Source organism: Streptomyces sp. NPDC045899, assembly GCF_056431485.1.
Window position 1 is genome coordinate 69,953 of the sequence record NZ_JBWKKP010000011.1, and the last position, 16,987, is coordinate 86,939.

At 71.9% G+C, this 16,987-nt stretch carries 13 protein-coding genes and 1 other RNA gene; 11 read left to right on the forward strand and 3 right to left on the reverse strand.

Annotated features, from left to right (window positions below):
* The first annotated feature begins 381 nt into the window (after window positions 1-381).
* From AC07FT_RS18060 to AC07FT_RS18075, 4 genes are all read left to right on the forward strand, one after another.
* The gene (locus tag AC07FT_RS18060; protein ID WP_471203210.1) at window positions 382-2,079 is read left to right on the forward strand and encodes a serine/threonine-protein kinase; all 1,698 of its coding nucleotides are present in this window, start codon (window positions 382-384) and stop codon (window positions 2,077-2,079) included.
* A gap of 282 nt (window positions 2,080-2,361) precedes the next feature.
* Entirely contained in the window at window positions 2,362-3,672 is a 1,311-nt protein-coding gene (locus AC07FT_RS18065) for a serine/threonine-protein kinase (protein WP_479177050.1), read from the forward strand.
* A gap of 40 nt (window positions 3,673-3,712) precedes the next feature.
* On the forward strand, window positions 3,713-4,819 hold the full coding sequence (gene prfB, locus AC07FT_RS18070; RefSeq protein ID WP_471203206.1) for a peptide chain release factor 2: 1,107 nt from the start codon (window positions 3,713-3,715) through the stop codon (window positions 4,817-4,819).
* 373 nt (window positions 4,820-5,192) lie between these two features.
* A complete protein-coding gene (locus AC07FT_RS18075) occupies window positions 5,193-5,912 on the forward strand; it encodes a hypothetical protein (RefSeq protein WP_479177051.1) in 720 nt (239 codons plus the stop codon).
* 120 nt (window positions 5,913-6,032) lie between these two features.
* Here AC07FT_RS18075 and AC07FT_RS18080 read toward each other — a convergent pair whose 3' ends face one another.
* Window positions 6,033-6,236 carry a hypothetical protein gene (locus AC07FT_RS18080; protein WP_479177052.1) on the reverse strand — a complete coding sequence of 68 codons (204 nt, stop codon included), beginning with the start codon at window positions 6,234-6,236 and terminating at the stop codon, window positions 6,033-6,035.
* A gap of 328 nt (window positions 6,237-6,564) precedes the next feature.
* Between AC07FT_RS18080 and ftsE the strand changes: the two genes are divergently transcribed.
* From ftsE to ssrA, 5 genes are all read left to right on the forward strand, one after another.
* A complete protein-coding gene (ftsE, locus tag AC07FT_RS18085; RefSeq protein ID WP_471203202.1) occupies window positions 6,565-7,254 on the forward strand; it encodes a cell division ATP-binding protein FtsE in 690 nt (229 codons plus the stop codon).
* 9 nt (window positions 7,255-7,263) lie between these two features.
* Window positions 7,264-8,175: a permease-like cell division protein FtsX gene (gene ftsX, locus AC07FT_RS18090; RefSeq protein ID WP_471203200.1), complete on the forward strand. Its 912-nt coding sequence runs from the start codon at window positions 7,264-7,266 to the stop codon at window positions 8,173-8,175.
* A 68-nt stretch (window positions 8,176-8,243) separates the two neighbouring features.
* Window positions 8,244-9,446, forward strand: coding sequence for a S41 family peptidase (locus AC07FT_RS18095; RefSeq protein WP_479177053.1), 1,203 nt, complete (start codon window positions 8,244-8,246; stop codon window positions 9,444-9,446).
* A gap of 18 nt (window positions 9,447-9,464) precedes the next feature.
* Window positions 9,465-9,944 (forward strand): SsrA-binding protein SmpB, encoded by a 480-nt coding sequence (smpB, locus tag AC07FT_RS18100; protein WP_479177054.1) that lies wholly within the window; start codon window positions 9,465-9,467, stop codon window positions 9,942-9,944.
* A 125-nt stretch (window positions 9,945-10,069) separates the two neighbouring features.
* Window positions 10,070-10,439, forward strand: a transfer-messenger RNA (tmRNA) gene (ssrA, locus tag AC07FT_RS18105).
* A 49-nt stretch (window positions 10,440-10,488) separates the two neighbouring features.
* Here ssrA and AC07FT_RS18110 read toward each other — a convergent pair.
* Window positions 10,489-11,382 (reverse strand): DUF2867 domain-containing protein, encoded by an 894-nt coding sequence (locus AC07FT_RS18110; protein ID WP_479177055.1) that lies wholly within the window; start codon window positions 11,380-11,382, stop codon window positions 10,489-10,491.
* 51 nt (window positions 11,383-11,433) lie between these two features.
* On the opposite strand from AC07FT_RS18110, the gene AC07FT_RS18115 reads away from it, so the two are divergent.
* Window positions 11,434-12,039 (forward strand): TetR/AcrR family transcriptional regulator, encoded by a 606-nt coding sequence (locus tag AC07FT_RS18115; protein WP_479177056.1) that lies wholly within the window; start codon window positions 11,434-11,436, stop codon window positions 12,037-12,039.
* Window positions 12,040-12,097: 58 nt separating this feature from the next.
* Entirely contained in the window at window positions 12,098-13,693 is a 1,596-nt protein-coding gene (dacB, locus tag AC07FT_RS18120; RefSeq protein ID WP_479177057.1) for a D-alanyl-D-alanine carboxypeptidase/D-alanyl-D-alanine endopeptidase, read from the forward strand.
* 17 nt (window positions 13,694-13,710) lie between these two features.
* On the opposite strand, the gene AC07FT_RS18125 is transcribed toward dacB, so the two are convergent.
* Window positions 13,711-16,611 carry a glycoside hydrolase family 3 C-terminal domain-containing protein gene (locus AC07FT_RS18125; protein WP_479177202.1) on the reverse strand — a complete coding sequence of 967 codons (2,901 nt, stop codon included), beginning with the start codon at window positions 16,609-16,611 and terminating at the stop codon, window positions 13,711-13,713.
* Between the last annotated feature and the right edge of the window lie 376 nt (window positions 16,612-16,987).

The window sequence follows — 16,987 nt, forward strand, 5'->3', positions numbered from 1 at the left end:
CCACTGACACTTCGCCCGTCACCCGGCATGACGTGATCTTGATTGGTCGGCGGCTCGGCCGAAAGTGGTTGATTGCGACCGGATCGGCGGTGGTTGCGACGGGCCGCGCGCCCGGAACGTGCCCGGAACGCGCCCGCTCCTGGCCGTGCCGGGGCCGTGTCATGGCCACGCGCGGCAACCAACGGTCCGGATCGAGCGTCTTCCCCCCGAGTCCCGCGTGGCGGGATACGACGCCCGTCCACTCGTGTGGTGATCAGTACGGGCGCCCGCGCGTCCCCATTACAGTGGGGCGGACGGGTACGACCCAGCAGTACAAGCGGTGCGACAGACCGTGCCGTGGACGACGCAAGCGATGAAGACCACGATCAGGGAGCGCATGACGTGCGGCCGGTAGGCAGCAAGTACCTGCTCGAGGAGCCGCTCGGACGCGGAGCCACGGGCACCGTCTGGCGAGCCCGCCAGCGGGAGACGGCGGGGGCCGAGGCCGCCGTGGCCGGGCAGCCCGGCGAGACCGTCGCGATCAAGGTCCTCAAGGAGGAGCTCGCGAACGACGCGGAGATCGTGATGCGCTTCCTCCGTGAGCGCTCGGTGCTGCTCCGCCTCACCCACCCCAATATCGTCCGCACCCGCGACCTGGTGGTGGAGGGCGATCTGCTCGCCCTGGTCATGGACCTGATCGACGGTCCGGACCTTCACAACTACCTGCGCCGCAACGGCCCGTTCACCCCCGTCGCCGCGGCTCTCCTCACCGCCCAGATCGCCGACGCGCTCGCCGCCAGCCACGCCGACGGGGTGGTCCACCGCGATCTCAAGCCCGCCAACGTGCTGCTCGCGGGCACCGGTGAGGGCCAGGAGATGCACCCGATGCTGACCGACTTCGGCATCGCGCGGCTGGCGGACTCGCCCGGTCTGACCCGCACCCAGGAGTTCGTCGGCACCCCGGCCTATGTGGCGCCGGAGTCCGCCGAGGGCCGCCCGCAGACCTCCGCGGTCGACATCTACGGTGCGGGCATCCTGCTGTACGAGCTGGTGACCGGCCGTCCGCCGTTCGCGGGCAACACGGCCCTGGAGGTGCTGCACCGCCACCTGAGCGAGGAGCCGCGCCGCCCCACCACCGTCCCCGAGCCGCTGTGGACGGTCATCGAGCGCTGTCTGCGCAAGAACCCCGACCAGCGCCCCAGCGCCGAGAACCTGGCCCGCGCCCTGCGCGTGGTCGCCTCCGGCATCGGGGTGCACGCCTCGGCCGCGCAGGCGGAGGCGGCGCTCGGCGTCGCCGCGCTGCTCGCGCCGGACCCGGCGCCCGCGCCGGTGCCGGACACCGCGCCCACCGGTTCGGCCGACCCCACCCAGGTGCTGCCGACCAACGCGCCCTCCTACGACCCGGCCGCGGCCACCAACGTGCTGCCCACCACCGGACCGGACGCCGACCCCACCCAGGTGATGTCGCCCACCGGCTCCGGTCCGGGAGGCCCCGGCGGGGACGCCGATCCGACCCGCGCGATGCCGCCCGTGCCGCCCGGCGCGCCGGGCGACGATCCGCACCCCTGGCAGAACCAGCTCCGCGCGGCCCGTGACCGCAATGAGCAGACGCAGGTCCAGTACCTCGACCCGAGCGAGGACCCGCTGCGCCGCCGCCCCCAGCGGCGTCCGGCGCCCCAGCAGCCGCCGCAGGCGTATCAGCAGCCGCAGCAGCAGCCCCAGCAGCCGCCGCGGCGTCAGCAGCGCCGCCAGCAGCCGCCGCCGTACCAGCAGCCGCAGCAGCCGCAGAACTACGCTCCGGCGCCGCACCACCCGCAGCAGCCGCAGCCCCAGCGCTACGCCCCGCCGCAGCAGCCCCAGCCCGAACCGCGTCAGCCCCGGCAGCGCGGGTCCAGCCCCAACCGGATGAAGATCCCGGGCCTGGGATGCCTCAAGGGCTGTCTGTTCGTGATCGTGGTCCTGGTGGTGGGCTCCTGGCTGGTCTGGGAGCTGACCCCGCTCAAGGACTGGGTCGCCGAGGGCAAGAGCTACTGGGACGCCCTCAGCAGCTGGGCCTCCGAGGTCAAGAAGTGGATCTCCGATCTGGGCGGACCGAGCTGACGCTCCGCCGCGCGCCACGCGCGGCCCGATGACGAACCGGCGGCGGGCCGGCCCGGAGAACGGGTCGGCCCGCCGTCCGTTCCCCGGCGGACGGCCCGTCGCCCGTCCCCCGTTCCCCTCCCGCGCCCCCTGACTTCCCTCCGGCTTCGGTGATTTGTCGACATCTGAAGGGTGTTTTCCGCCGCAGAAGTGACAGTTGGCGTGGTCTGGCGCACCCAACGCGCCAGTAGCCGCGTAGCTTTGTCGCCAACGTGCCCCCCTGTCGGAGGATTCGGAGCAGTCTTGTCACGGAAGATCGGCAGCCGGTACACCGCGCACCAGGTCCTGGGACGCGGTAGCGCCGGCACGGTGTGGCTGGGCGAGGGGCCCGAGGGCCCCGTCGCCATCAAGCTCCTGCGCGAGGACCTCTCCTCCGACCAGGAGCTGGTCGGCCGTTTCGTACAGGAGCGCACCGCGCTGCTCGGCCTCGACCACCCCCGGGTGGTCGGTGTGCGCGACCTGGTGGTCGACGGCAACGACCTGGCGCTCGTCATGGACCTGGTCCGCGGTACGGATCTGCGGACCCGGCTCGACCGCGAGCGGCGGCTCGCCCCGGAGGCGGCGGTCGCCATCGCCGCGGACGTGGCGGACGCGCTGGCCGCGGCGCACGCGGCCGGTGTGGTCCACCGCGACGTCAAACCGGAGAACGTGCTGCTGGACATGCAGGGCCCGCTGGGGCCCGGCGGCGCGCACCCCGCCCTGCTCACCGACTTCGGTATCGCGCGCCTCGTCGACGCCCCCAGCCGGATCCGCGAGCGGCAGCCGCGCGGCCAGCAGCAGGGCCAGGGCCGCTCGCCGAACCCGCGCAGTGTCATCGGCACCCCGGACTATCTGGCCCCGGAGATCATCGAGGGGCTGCCGCCGCGCGCCAGTGTCGATGTGTACGCCCTGGCCACCGTGCTCTACGAGCTGCTGGCCGGGTTCACCCCGTTCGGCGGCGGCCACCCCGGCGCGATCCTGCGCCGCCATGTGACCGAGACCGTGGCGCCGCTGCCCGGGATCCCCGACGAGCTGTGGCAGCTGCTGCTCCAGTGCCTGGCCAAGGCGCCCGCCTCCCGGCTGCGCGCCTCCGAGCTGGCGGCGCGGCTGCGCGAGCTGCTGCCGAGTCTGGCCGGATATCCGCCGCTGGACATCGACGAGCCCGATGAGCAGGAGGACGAGGGCGAGGGCGGCTACGAGGAGCCGGCCCCCCGCGGCCCGGCCGCCGGGCAGCAGCAGCGGCGGCGCGGCGCGGTGCCGCTGGTCCCCGGCGCCGTACCGGACTCCAGCCGGGACACCCACACCAGCATGCGGGTGCCCAGCGCCGATGAGCTCGCGGGCGGCGCCCACGGCACCGCGCGCGCCCCCCGGGTGCACGGCCAGCGCCGGGCGGGTTCGGCCCGCAACCGGCCCTCGGAGGCGGTCCGCCGCCGCCGGGTGAAGGCCGCGGTGGTCTCGGTGGCCGCGCTGATCGCCATCGCGGTCGGCGGATGGCTGGCCACCGGCGGCGATGACGGCGGGGATCCGCCCAAGGGAGGGGAGCACTCCAGCTCCCAGGACGCCGGGAGTCCGTGACCGGGGCCGGTCAGTCTCCGGCAGCGGTTACGCTGGTGCCGTGGCAGTCGTCGATGTATCCGAAGAGCTGAAGTCCCTCTCCTCGACCATGGGGTCGATCGAGGCCGTCCTGGACCTCGACAAGATGAGGGCCGACATCGCCGTGCTCGAGGAGCAGGCGGCGGCCCCGTCCCTGTGGGACGACCCGGAGAACGCGCAGAAGATCACCAGCAAGCTCTCCTATCTCCAGGGGCACCTCCGCCGGACCGAGGAGCTGCGCGGTCGTATCGACGACCTCGAGGTGCTCTTCGAGCTCGCCGCGGACGAGGGCGACGATGACGCCCGCGCCGAGGCCGAGACCGAGCTCGAGTCCGTGCGCAAGGCGGTCGACGAGATGGAGGTGCGCACCCTCCTGTCCGGCGAGTACGACGCCCGCGAGGCCGTCGTCAACATCCGCGCCGAGGCGGGCGGTGTGGACGCCGCCGACTTCGCCGAGCAGCTCCAGCGGATGTATCTGCGCTGGGCCGAGCGCCACGGCTACAAGACCGAGATCTACGAGACCTCGTACGCGGAGGAGGCCGGTATCAAGTCGACCACCTTCGCCGTCCAGACCCCGTACGCCTACGGCACCCTCTCGGTCGAGCAGGGCACCCACCGGCTGGTGCGGATCTCGCCCTTCGACAACCAGGGGCGCCGCCAGACGTCGTTCGCCGGTGTCGAGGTGCTGCCGGTGGTCGAGCAGACCGACCACATCGAAATCGACGAGTCCGAGCTGCGGGTCGATGTGTACCGCTCCTCCGGCCCCGGCGGCCAGGGCGTCAACACCACCGACTCCGCGGTGCGGTTGACCCACATCCCCACCGGAATCGTGGTCTCCTGTCAGAACGAGCGCTCGCAGATCCAGAACAAGGCCACCGCGATGAACGTCCTCCAGGCGAAGCTGCTCGAGCGGCGCCGTCAGGAGGAGCAGGCCAAGATGGACGCGCTCAAGGGCGACGGCGGCAACTCCTGGGGCAACCAGATGCGTTCCTACGTCCTGCACCCGTACCAGATGGTCAAGGACCTGCGCACCGAGTTCGAGGTCGGCAACCCGCAGGCGGTGCTCGACGGTGAGCTGGACGGATTTCTCGAAGCGGGGATCCGCTGGCGGAAGCAGCAGGAGAAGTAACTCGACCGTGCGGATCCCCTGCGAGAGAAACATCGAACGCAGCCTCGAAGCCGGGATCCGCTGGCGCAAGCAGCAGGAGAAGTAGTACCGCTCGATCCCCAAGTGGCCGCGTCCGCGCCCTCTTTGGTCACAGTCCTGTACCCATGCATCACTCAAGGAAATGCATAGCGGACATCTCGGATGGAAATGACCTTGACGGTGATTTCAGATCACGGAAAGCTGACGCGCGGCATGCGTATGTCTGGGGCGCGTGTGAACGGGGACCAGCGGACCGCCGGTTAGGGCGGTGACCGCGGAACATGACACCCCGACGACCGTGGCCCCGCGCATAGCTGCTCCATTGACGAGTACAGCTACTGGGGGTAGCAGGCAGATGACGAAGAAGACGCGGCTGCGGATCGCGCGCATAGCCGCCGGCGCGGTGATCGCCGCCGGTGCGTCGCTCACCGCCGCCGGCGCCGCATCGGCCGTGGGTGTGGATGTCGGCATCGGTGGTGTCGGAGCCTCGGTCAGCGCCGATGAGCAGGGTGTGGACATCGGTGCGAGTGTGGGCGCTCCCGCGCCCGACCCGACCGATGAGCCCACGGACGACCCGACCGTGATCCCGACGGACCCGCCGACCGATGAGCCGACGGACCCGCCGACCGACCCGCCCACGGACGACCCGACGGTCCCGCCGACCGGCGAGCCGACGGACCCGCCCACCGATGAGCCGACCGACCCGCCCACGGACGAGCCGACCGACCCGCCGACCGGCGAGCCGACGGACCCGCCCACCGATGAGCCCACCGACCCGCCGTCGACGGACGACCCGACCGACGAGCCGACCAAGCCCGCCCCGGGCGGTGGCGGCGGCGACAACGGCGACGACTCCACCTGCACCGTGGACCTCGACAGCACCGACTGCGACGACAACACGGACACCGACAACGTCGGCTCCAAGCCGGTCGAGCAGGGCAAGGCCAAGGAGCAGCTGGCCGAGACCGGTGCCGGTGAGACCACGTTCCTGCTGGTCGGCGCCGCGACGATGATCGCGGGCGGAATCGGCTTCCGCTTCGTTCCGCGTCTGGTCAACCGCAACAACGTGGCCTGATCACCGAACGTAGTCACGATGGCCTGATCGTTCACAGGCCGTGAGCATGACGAGGGGCCCGGAGCGCTGCAGAGCTCCGGGCCCCTCGGTATGTCGGGGTGTGTGGTCGGCTACCGGGCGTCACGCTCCGGCGGCGGCCACCTCATGGGCGAGCAGGGCCACCGCGATCAGCCCCACCAGCAGCGCTATCAGGGCGGCCGGCGTCATACCGGCGAACAGCCCGTCCTGCTGCTGAAGGCGCTCCCTGCTGGCCCGGCAGACCGGGCAGCGGCCCTCGCTGACCGGGCTCGCGCAGTTGGCGCAGACGAGCCTGTCGTACGTCATGCGCTTTCTCCTCCCGCGCGGCGGTGCCGCAGTAGACACGGGCCCAACGCTCACGGAAATGGGTTGGTTCCCCTTCCACTGTGCCAGCTTCCGCCCGGTTCGGCGCGCCCCGCACGATTCCGTGCCGTATCCGTACCGGTTCCGTGGCCGCGCCGAATGGCCCAGCGGTCAGTTTGTCAACCGTTTGCCCCCAATAGTGCCGTGAATAAACGCACCAAGGTGGATCGGCGCTGCGAGCTCGCACACGGTTCGCGTATGGTCACGCTCACCGACGGGAGCCGCTCAGGCGGCTGCCCGTACCGCTACCCAGGTCGACCGTGGTGCTTCAGTGATCCGATTCGACAACGTATCCAAGACCTACCCCAGGCAGACCCGCCCTGCACTCCGGGACGTCTCGCTCGAGATCGAGAAGGGCGAGTTCGTCTTCCTGGTGGGTTCCTCGGGGTCGGGAAAGTCCACCTTCCTGCGACTCCTCCTACGGGAGGAGCGGGCCAGCCATGGCGCGGTCCATGTGCTGGGCAAGGATCTCGCGCGGCTGTCCAACTGGAAGGTGCCGCATATGCGCCGCCAGCTGGGGACGGTCTTCCAGGACTTCCGGCTGCTCCCCAACAAGACGGTCGGCGAGAACGTGGCGTTCGCGCTCGAGGTGATCGGCAAGCCGCGGACCGCGATCCGCAAGACCGTGCCCGAGGTGCTCGACCTGGTGGGGCTGGGGGGCAAGGACGACCGGATGCCCGGTGAGCTCTCCGGCGGTGAGCAGCAGCGGGTGGCCATCGCGCGCGCGTTCGTCAACCGTCCGATGCTGCTGATCGCCGACGAGCCGACCGGCAACCTGGACCCGCAGACCTCAGTCGGGATCATGAAGCTGCTGGACCGGATCAACCGGACCGGTACCACCGTCGTCATGGCCACGCACGACCAGCAGATCGTGGACCAGATGCGCAAGCGCGTGATCGAACTTGAGAAGGGCCGTCTCGTCCGCGACCAGTCCCGCGGCGTCTACGGCTACCAGCACTGAAAGGACGCCATGCGCGCCCAGTTCGTCCTGTCGGAGATCGGCGTCGGTCTCCGCCGCAATCTCACGATGACCTTCGCGGTGATCGTCTCCGTCGCCCTCTCGCTCGCCCTGTTCGGCGGGTCCCTGCTCATGCGCGAGCAGGTGAGCACGATGAAGGGCTACTGGTACGACAAGGTCAACGTCTCGATCTTCCTCTGCAACAAGAACGACAAGGAGACCTCGGCCAACTGTGCCAAGGGGGCCGTCACCGAGGCCCAGAAGCAGGACATCAAGTCCGAGCTCAAGCAGATGAACATCGTGGAGTCGGTGCACTTCGAGACGAGTGAGGAGGCGTACAAGCACTACAAGGAGCAGTTCGGGGACTCGCCGCTCGCCGACTCGCTGACCCCGGATCAGATGCAGGAGTCCTTCCGGATCAAGCTGAAGGACCCCGAGCGCTATGACGTCATCTCCACCGCCTTCGCCGCCCGTCCAGGGGTGCAGGAGGTGCAGGACCAGAAGAAGCTGGTCGACGACCTCTTCAACCTGCTCAACGGTATGAACTTCGCGGCACTCGCGGTGATGACGCTGATGCTGGTGGTCGCGCTGATGCTGATCGTCAACACGGTCCGGGTCTCGGCGTTCAGCCGCCGCCGGGAGACCGGGATCATGCGGCTGGTCGGCGCGTCCAGTTTCTACATCCAGATGCCGTTCATCATGGAGGCCGCCATCGCGGGGCTGCTGGGCGCGGGCTTCGCCTGCGTACTGCTGGTCAGCGGGCAGTACTTCCTGGTCAACAACTGGCTGGTGGACAAGATCGACGTGATCAACTTCATCGGCTGGGACGCGGTGCTCGCCAAGTTGCCGCTGGTACTGGCGATCGGGCTGCTGATGCCCGCCCTCGCGGCCTTCTTCGCGCTCCGCAAGTACCTCAAGGTGTGACATTCGCCCCGGGCGCCGTACCGGACAACCCGCCGTACGGCGCCCGTTGGTGCCCTACACTCACCGGCATGTCGGGCCCGTGTTTGTTCGTCCAACCCCGCCGCATTCGCCGTGGGGCCGCCCTGACATTGGTCTTCGTGAGCGTGCTGGCCACCGGCGCGGCCGCCGGTTCCTGGGACGCCGAGGCGGAGAACGGGCGTCACCCCGGAGCGGACCGGATACCGGCGCACGCGGTCCTGGGCTCCGTGGAGAGCGAACAGGTGAAGGCGGCCGCGGCCGCCGCCCAGCAGGACGGCAAGTCCGGCTCCGAGGCCGCCCGTGAGGTCGTCAGCCGCAGCGGGGACCGCTGGGGCGCCGTCTACAGCGCCCGGGAGTACGAGGGGTTCCGCCGCAAACTCGACGGTGTCTACGTGGGCACCGGGATCTCCGCCCGCCAGGGCCGCGAGGGCCGGATCGAGGTGGACCGGGTGCAGCCCGGCAGTCCCGCCCGCGAGGCCGGGATCCGCTCCGGTGACCGGCTGCTGACCGTCGACGGGGTACGTGTCACCGGGCGTCCCGTCACCGATGTCGTCACCCGGCTGCGCGGCCGCGCCGAGCGCGCCGCGGGCAGTCCGGTGACCCTCGGACTGCGCCGGGACGGGCACAGCTGGCGGCAGACCCTGCACCGGGCCCGGCTGGCCACCGAACCGGTGACCGTGGACCGCCTCGGCGGTCCGGACGCCGGGGCGGTACGGATCAAGGTCGACTCCTTCACCCGGGGCTCGGGCGAGCGGGTCCGCCGCGCCGTACACCGCGTCCCGGACGGTGAGGGGATCCTGCTCGACCTCCGCGGCAACTCCGGCGGGCTGGTCACCGAGGCCGTGACCACCGCCTCCTCCTTCCTCGACGGCGGCCTGGTCGCCACCTACGACGTCCGCGGCGCCCAGCGCGTCCTGGAGGCCGAGCCGGGCGGGGACACCCGCAGCCCGCTGGTGGTCCTGGTCGACGGCGGCACCATGAGCGCCGCCGAGCTGCTCACCGGCGCCCTCCAGGACCGTGGCCGCGCCGTGGTCGTCGGCTCCCGGACCTTCGGCAAGGGTTCGGTGCAGATGCCCAGCGAGCTGCCGGACGGCTCGGTCGCCGAGCTCACCGTCGGCCACTACCGCACTCCCGCCGGCCGCAGTGTGGACGGCGAGGGCATCTCCCCCGATCTGTCGGTCACGGGCGACAGCGGACCCGGCGCCGAAGCCCGCGCCCGCACGGTATTGAGTGGCCTCGGGGGCGGGTCCTAGTGCGAGAATGTCCTCGCTATGGCTAAAGAGACGGGTCGCAAGCTGATCGCGCAGAACAAGAAGGCGCGGCACGACTACCACATCCTGGACACGTACGAGTGCGGTCTGGTGCTCACCGGTACCGAGGTGAAGTCGCTCCGCCAGGGCCGGGCCTCGCTCGCGGACGGCTTCGCGCAGCTCGACGGCGGCGAGGCGTGGCTGCACAACGTGCACATCCCCGAGTACTCCCAGGGGACCTGGACCAATCACTCCGCGCGGCGCAGGCGGAAGCTGCTGCTGCACCGGGCGGAGATCGACAAGCTGCTCGGCAAGACCCAGGAGACCGGGCATACGCTCGTTCCGCTGGCGCTGTACTTCAAGGACGGCCGGGCGAAGGTCGAGATCGCCCTCGCCAAGGGCAAGAAGGAGTACGACAAGCGGCAGACCCTGCGCGAGAAGCAGGACCGCCGTGAGACCGACCGGGCGATCTCGGCCGCCCGACGCCGCCAGCGCGGCTGACCGGGGCGCCGTGCGCCGGGCGTGCACCCGGCGGGCGGGAATGATGTGGCCCCGTCGCGCGTTGTTCACCTATGATGGCGCTGTGCCCCTCCGAGGGCGCGGCACCACCTTTGAAAACACCACATGGGGATGATCGGTTTCGACAGCGGCTGTCGAAGCAGGGGAAGCGAGCCGAGGAAGCGGCAATGATCTCGTAAACCATATGTCGCAACCAATAATCGCCAACACCAAGCGCGATTCCTTCGCCCTCGCTGCCTAAGTAGCGACTTGCGAAGTGTCAGCCCGGGGATGTTCCCGACCCGGATCCTGGCATCGACTAGGGAACTAAACCACTAGACCCGGTCACGGGGTGTAGTGGGAAATCAAACAGTGACTGAGCCCGTCGGAGACTTGTCCGCGTGATCTCCGGGGCCGAGAAAATCACAGCGGACTGCGCTCGGAGAAGCCCTGTTTCTGCACCGGTGGACGCGGGTTCGATTCCCGCCATCTCCACGAAGACGAAGGCCCTGCCGGAAGGCAGGGCCTTCGTCGTTTCCGGACGGCCTCAGCGCCGTGCCAGTGCCCGCTCCCCGGCGCTCGGCGCGGCCAGGGCCAGACGGCGGTGGGTGCGCCGGAGCGCCAGCCGGGCCATGACCGGGTGGAAGCGTCTGACGACCCCGAAGTAGAGGCGTCCGCGCGCGTTGTGCGTGCGGACGACCGTGCTGAGCGTGATGTGCCCGGGCTCGACGAGGACGGACGCCCGGAAGTCCAGGTGCCCGGCGTCCTCGCCCAGCAGCACTTCGCCGTCGGCGCGCCCCCGGACGGGGAAGGACGCGCCGCGCAGCACGTCCCGCCACGCTTCCGGGTCCCGGGGCATCCCGGGGTGGAGTTCCATGCGCCAGGCGTCGGAGAAGTCGGTCCGCTCGAAGGCGGTGCGGGCCAGCCGGGCGGCGTCCGGCACCGGTGCGGCGACCGGCTTGTCCCACAGCACCCGGTGCAGCAGCCGGACCCATGGCGACCAGAGGAGCGGGGCCCGGTGCGTTCCGGCCGCGACCCGCTCGATGTTGTCGAAGAGCTCCTCGACCACCGTGTCATGGGCCCAGCGGACGGCCAGGGTCCACACCAGCCACTGTGTACCGCGCTGCCGTTCCTCCAGTACGTGGCGGACCCGGCAGCGGCCGGGCGCCAGCGGCTCCACGGTCAGTTCGTGGAAGCCGTGCTCCCCGGGGGTGAAGTCGAACCGGACCCGGCGGCCCGGCTCGTAGGCGGTGACCCGGTAGCGGACGAAACCGTGGCCGCCCTCGGCGCCGACGCCCAGCGGACGGTCGAAGCGCATCGGCGGCCAGGCCGGGCTCGGCCAGAGCGGGTCATGGGCGGAGGAGAGCCGGTCGAGCAGGGCTCCGACCGCCTCGGCGGGGGCTTCGATGGTGCGTTCGTGGATGTTGCGGACCGTACGCATGCGTACCGTGCACCTCCATACGCTGCCGTATGTTTTACCGTACGGTACCGTATGGTCATGGTGCAGCGGCGAGTGCGGGCCCCCCAAGGCGACGGCGCGAAGCGGCGGTTGAGCGCGCGGGACTGGGCGGACGCGGCACTCACCGCCATCGGCGAGGGCGGGCTCGCGGCCGTGGCCGTCGAACCGCTCGCCGCCCGGCTGGGCGCCACCAAGGGCAGTTTCTACTGGCACTTCCCCCACCGGGACGCGCTGATCGAGGCCGCGCTCGCCCGCTGGGAGGAGATCTCCACCGAGGCGATCATCGCCGAGCTGGAGGGCGAACCGGATCCCGAGCGGCGGCTGCGCACGCTCTTCGCGGAGGCGACCGCGTCCGCCGCCGACGACCCGCTGGAGGTCTCCCTGCTGGCCACCGCGCACCATCCGCAGGTGGCCGCGGCGCTGGGGCGGGTGAGCGACCGCCGGATCGGCTATCTGGCGCGGCTCTTCACCGAGCTGGGCTTCCCTCCGCAGGACGCGCGCCGCCGGGGGCTGCTGGCGTACACCAGCTACCTCGGCCACACCCAGCTGGTCCACGCGGTGCCCCGGTCCCTGCCCGCCGACGCCGAGCGGACCCGCTACTTGGAGTCGGTCATCGCCGCGCTGCTGCGCCGGGACTGACGCGCCGTACCGTGCGCGCCCTGTCGCCGCGGTCCGCGGTGCGGGATGCTCCGGTGCCATGAGGAGACCTGAGAGTCGCGTGAACCGCCGTACGCGCGCCCGGACCTGGCCCGTGGTCCCCCTTGTCATCGGGCTGGCCTGCACGCTCAGCTGGAGCTCCCCGGCCGGTGCGGACACCCCCCGCCCCGGACTCGGCGGGGCCATCGACACCATCCTCGACGACCCCTCCCTGAAGGGCGGCGCCGCGGGGGTGGTGGTCGCCGACGCCGGGAGCGGCGCCGTGCTCTACCGGCACCGGCCCGACGACCGGCTGATGCCCGCCTCCAACACCAAACTGCTCACCTCCGCCGCCGCGATGGGGGTGCTCGGCCCCGACCACCGCTTCCGCACCGACGTCCTGACCGACGGCACCCGCCACGGCCGTACCCTCCGCGGCGATCTGTATCTGCGCGGCACCGGTGATCCGACGCTGCTCGCCGCCGACTACGAGCGGCTGGCCGAGGCGGTCGCCGACGCCGGGATCCGCCGGGTGACCGGGCAGCTGGTCGCCGATGACACCCGGTTCGACGACCAGCGGGTCGGCCGCTCATGGGCCGCCGATGACGAGTCGTCGTACTACGCGGCCCAGATCTCCGCGCTGAGCGTGGCCCCGGACACCGACTACGACGCGGGCAGCGTCATCGTCGAGACCACCCCGGGCGCCCGGCCCGGCGCCCGCCCGACGGCCGCGGTCACCCCCAGGACCCCGTACGCGCGCGTGGTGAACCGCGCCACCACCGGTGCCGCGGGCAGCGGCAGCACCCTCACCGTCGAGCGCGGCCACGGCTCCAACACCCTCACGCTCAGCGGCAGCGTTCCCGCCGGGGCGGCGGCCGCCAAGGAATGGGTCAGCGTCTGGGAGCCCACCGGCCACGCCGCCGCCGTCTTCGCCGACGCGCTGGCACGGCACGGGGTGCGCGTCGCCGGTGACACCCGGCTCGGCCGGGCCACCCCGGACGGTGCCCGGCCGCTGGCCGCGCACCGCTCCATGCCGCTCAAGCGGCTGCTGGTCCCCTTCATGAAGTTGTCCAACAACATCCACGCCGAAGTGCTCACCAAGGCCATCGGCTACGAGACGGCGGGGCGCGGCACCTGGGCCGCCGGACTGGCCGGTGTCTCCGACTGGCTGAAGAAGCAGGGCGTGGACGTCGGCACGCTGCGCCAGGTCGACGGCTCGGGGCTGTCCCGGATGGACAACGTGACGGCCGGGCACTTCACCGAACTGCTGCTCTCGGTGCGGCGACAGCCCTGGTACGCCGACTGGTACGCGGCCCTGCCGGTCGCCTGCGACCCCGACCGCCTCATCGGCGGCACCCTGCGCACCCGGATGTGCGGCACCCCCGCCGCGGGCAACGCCCGCGGCAAGACCGGCTCCCTGACCGGCGCCTCCGCGCTCTCCGGGTACGTCACCGACGCGGACGGCAGGGAACTGGTCTACAGCGTGGTGCTCAACAACTTCCTCGTGCCGTCGGTGAAGCGGCTGGAGGACGCGATCGTGGTCACCCTGGCGAAGTCCGGTGCGGACGGCACGGAGGCGGTCCGCCCCCGCCCGGCGCCCCGTTCGGCCCGGTCCGCGGCCCTGGAATGCGCCTGGACCAAACCACACACCTGCTAGGCGCCAGGCGGGATTCCTCAGCGGAGCGCGAACGTGGTGACGCGGACGCCCTTGCCGAGGATCAGGTGGACGTCGCGGCGGCCCGCCGCGGCGGTCAGGGCGGTGGTCACCGTGCGGTAGGCGTAGCGCGAACCCGTGCTCGGGACACGGGCCGTGGCGGCGAGCGGGCCGGTGGGGGAGTCCAGGCGGACCTGGACCGTGGCGGCGCCCGCCGTCTCCTTCGCCGCCCGCACGGTGAACCGCGACGCGCCCCGGCCGAGGTCCGCGTCGCGGAAGACCAGACGCCCGCCGTCCGGACCCGCGGCGACCGCGTCCCCGCGCACCTTGGAGGCGTCGGCCAGGCGGGTGCCCGCGTAGTCGTCGAAGTCCGCCGCCCGCGTACGGCGGGACAGATCGCGGGGCGGGATCGTCTCACCGCGCACCCGCCACTCCGTACGGGTGCGGATGTCGCCCGAGGAGGCGCCCACCCTCAGGTCGTAGCTGCCGCTCTCCACCACCCAGCGGCGCCGGGTGACATCCCAGTGCGCGAGGTCGGCGGTGCGCAGCGGCAGCCGGACCGTCTTCGTCCGGCCGGGCTCCAGCGTCACCCGGCGGAACGCCCGGAGCCGCTGCCGCGGCTGCTTGTCGCGGGAGGTCCGCTGGTGGGTGTAGAGCTGGACGACCTCGTCGCCCGTCCGGGACCCGGTGTTGGTCACCGGGACCTCGACCCCGCCCGGGACCCGCCGCGCCTGGCCGTAGCGGAAGCTGGTGTACGACAGCCCGTGGCCGAAGGGATAGAGCGGACGGCCGCGGAAGTACTGGTAGGTGCGGTCGGAGCGGATGATGTCGTAGTCGAGGATGCTCGGCAGGTCCCGCTGCGAGCGGTACCAGGTCTGGGTGAGCCGCCCGGCCGGGTTCACCCGGCCGAAGAGGACGTCGGCGAGGGCGTGACCGGTCTCCTGACCCGCGTGGGTGGTCCACAGCAGCGCCGGGGCGTGCTCCTGCTCCCAGTTGAGGGTGGTGGGGTAGCTGTTCTCGACCACCACGACCGTGCGCGGGTTGGCCCGTTTGACCGCCCTGACCATCTCCTCCTGCTGCCGGGCGAGACCCATGTCGGTGCGGTCGTGGTCCTCCTTGCCGTTGATCAGCGGCATCGAGCCGACCACGACGACGGCGGCGTCCGCGCCGCGGGCGGCCTCGGCGGCCTCCCGCGCCCCGTCCTTCCGGACCTCCCGGGTGTAGTGGGTGGCGTCCTCGCGGGTGGTGAGGGCGAGCGTGCCGTCCTCGCGCGCCGCCAGGTACTCCTTGTCGCCGAACCAGCTCTCCTGGGTGTCGTAGCCCGCGTAGCGCAGCAGGTACGTGCCGTCGGGCTGCCGTTCCAGCCGGAACTGCTGCTGGACGAACCAGCCGTTGGGCTCGGTCTGGTCGTTGACGAAGGTGCCGTCCTCGTGGAGCCCGACGTAACGGCCGTTGGCGGCGGCCCGCAGGGCCACCACCCCGCCGCCCCAGTCGTAGACGTCGAACTCCCCGGCCGGCCCGGCCGGGCCGGAGCTCTCCTTGAGCGGGGCCCCGGCGGCACCGCCGCCCGCGGTGACGTAGGCGCCGGTCTCCGCGTTCCGCAGGGCGACGCGGTCCACGCCCTCGCGGCTGGTGACGGTGCCGGAGCCGGCGGCCTCCAGCCGTGCGGCGATGCCCTTCCGCGGGGTGACCCGGTAGGGCGGGGTGCCGGAGTACCAGTCGGTGTAGAGGGTGTCGGAGAGCGGGCCGACCACCGCGACCCGGCGGGTGTGCGCCGGATCCAGCGGAAGGGTCCGGTTCCGGTTCTTCAGCAGCACCATCGCCTCGGCCGCGGTCTCACGCGCCAGCGCCCGGTGGGCGGGGCTGTTGATGACCGACGGGCCGATGTCCCCGTAGGGGCCGCCGCCCGGGTCGAACTCGCCCAGCCGGACGCGGAGGGAGAGGGTGTGCCGGACGGCCCGGTCCACGTCCGCGACGCCGATCAGTCCCCGGTCCAGCGCGGTGCGCAGGGCGGCGCGGGTGGGGCCGGGGTCGGTGTTGTCGTTGGTGAAGCTGTCGATGCCCGCCGTGAGGGCGGCGGCGTCCGCCTCGGCCGGGGTGGGGTAGTAGTTCTGCACCCCCGGCAGCAGATTGCCCGGCGCCTGGGCGTCGGTGACGTGGAACAGATCGCGCCGGGTCCAGCGGCGCACGGTGTCGTTCAGATCCGGGTCGACCGTGTTGGGACGGCCGTTGACCAGGTTGTACGCCGACATCACCCCGGTCGCGGCATCGGCGGCGACCGCGGGCCGGAACGCGCCCTCGTCGTACTCGTGCAGCACGCGGGGGCGGAGGTCGGAGGAGGTGGTGGTGCGGTTCACCTCGTTGTTGTTGGCGAGGTAGTGCTTCAGCGTGGGGGCGGTCTTGAGGTGGTCGGGGTCGTCGCCCTCCAGCCCCTTGCCGTACGCGGTGGAGAGGGCGCCGGTCAGGAACGGGTCCTCGGAGTAGCCCTCCTCGTTGCGGCCCCAGCGGGGGTCGCGCAGCAGATTGACCACCGGGGCCCAGACGTTGAGCCCCCAGCCGGCCGGCCGCTGCCGCTGGAAGCCGCGGGTCTCGTCGCCCACGGCCGAACCGACCCGCCGCATCAGCGAGGGGTCCCAGGCCGAGGCGAGCCCGATCGCCTGCGGGAAGACGGTGGCCTCGCCGAGCCAGGCCACTCCGTGCAGGGCCTCGGTGCCGGTCTTGAACGGCCGGATGCCGAGCCGGGGGATGGCGGGCTGGTACTGGTGGAGCAGCGAGATCTTCTCGTCGAGCGTGAGCCGGTGCAGCAGATCGTCCACCCGTGTCCGCAGCGGCAGCCGCGGATCGCGGAACGGATAGCCGCTCTGTGCCCCGGCCGGGGCCGGGCTCGCCGGTGGTAAGCCGGTCAACAGGGCGACGGCCAGGGCTGATGCGGCGAAGGCGCGGAGGGCCGCGCGACGGCGCTGGGGCCGGGCGGCGGAGCCTGTCACGAACACGTACGTCCCCTCGGATAGCGGCGGTTCGACGTCCGGGCGCGAAACCGCACCGTAGCGCCGCCGTATACCCACCCGCGCCCCCACACCCGCATGTTGCCCCCATCGGCCCAGCGGTCGCCTCCCCGGCCGGGGATCGGGGAGGGGAGGCCCCCGCGGCCGCCCGGCCGGTACGGCCCCGCGACGGCTGCCGGGCCGCGGAGCCCGGACCGGTTGGGCATGGCGGGTGTGGGTGGGCTGCGCACCCGTCCGTCGCCATCGTCCCGTCGGGCGGGTGTGGCGCGGTGGCCGTGGGCCCCGCACTCCG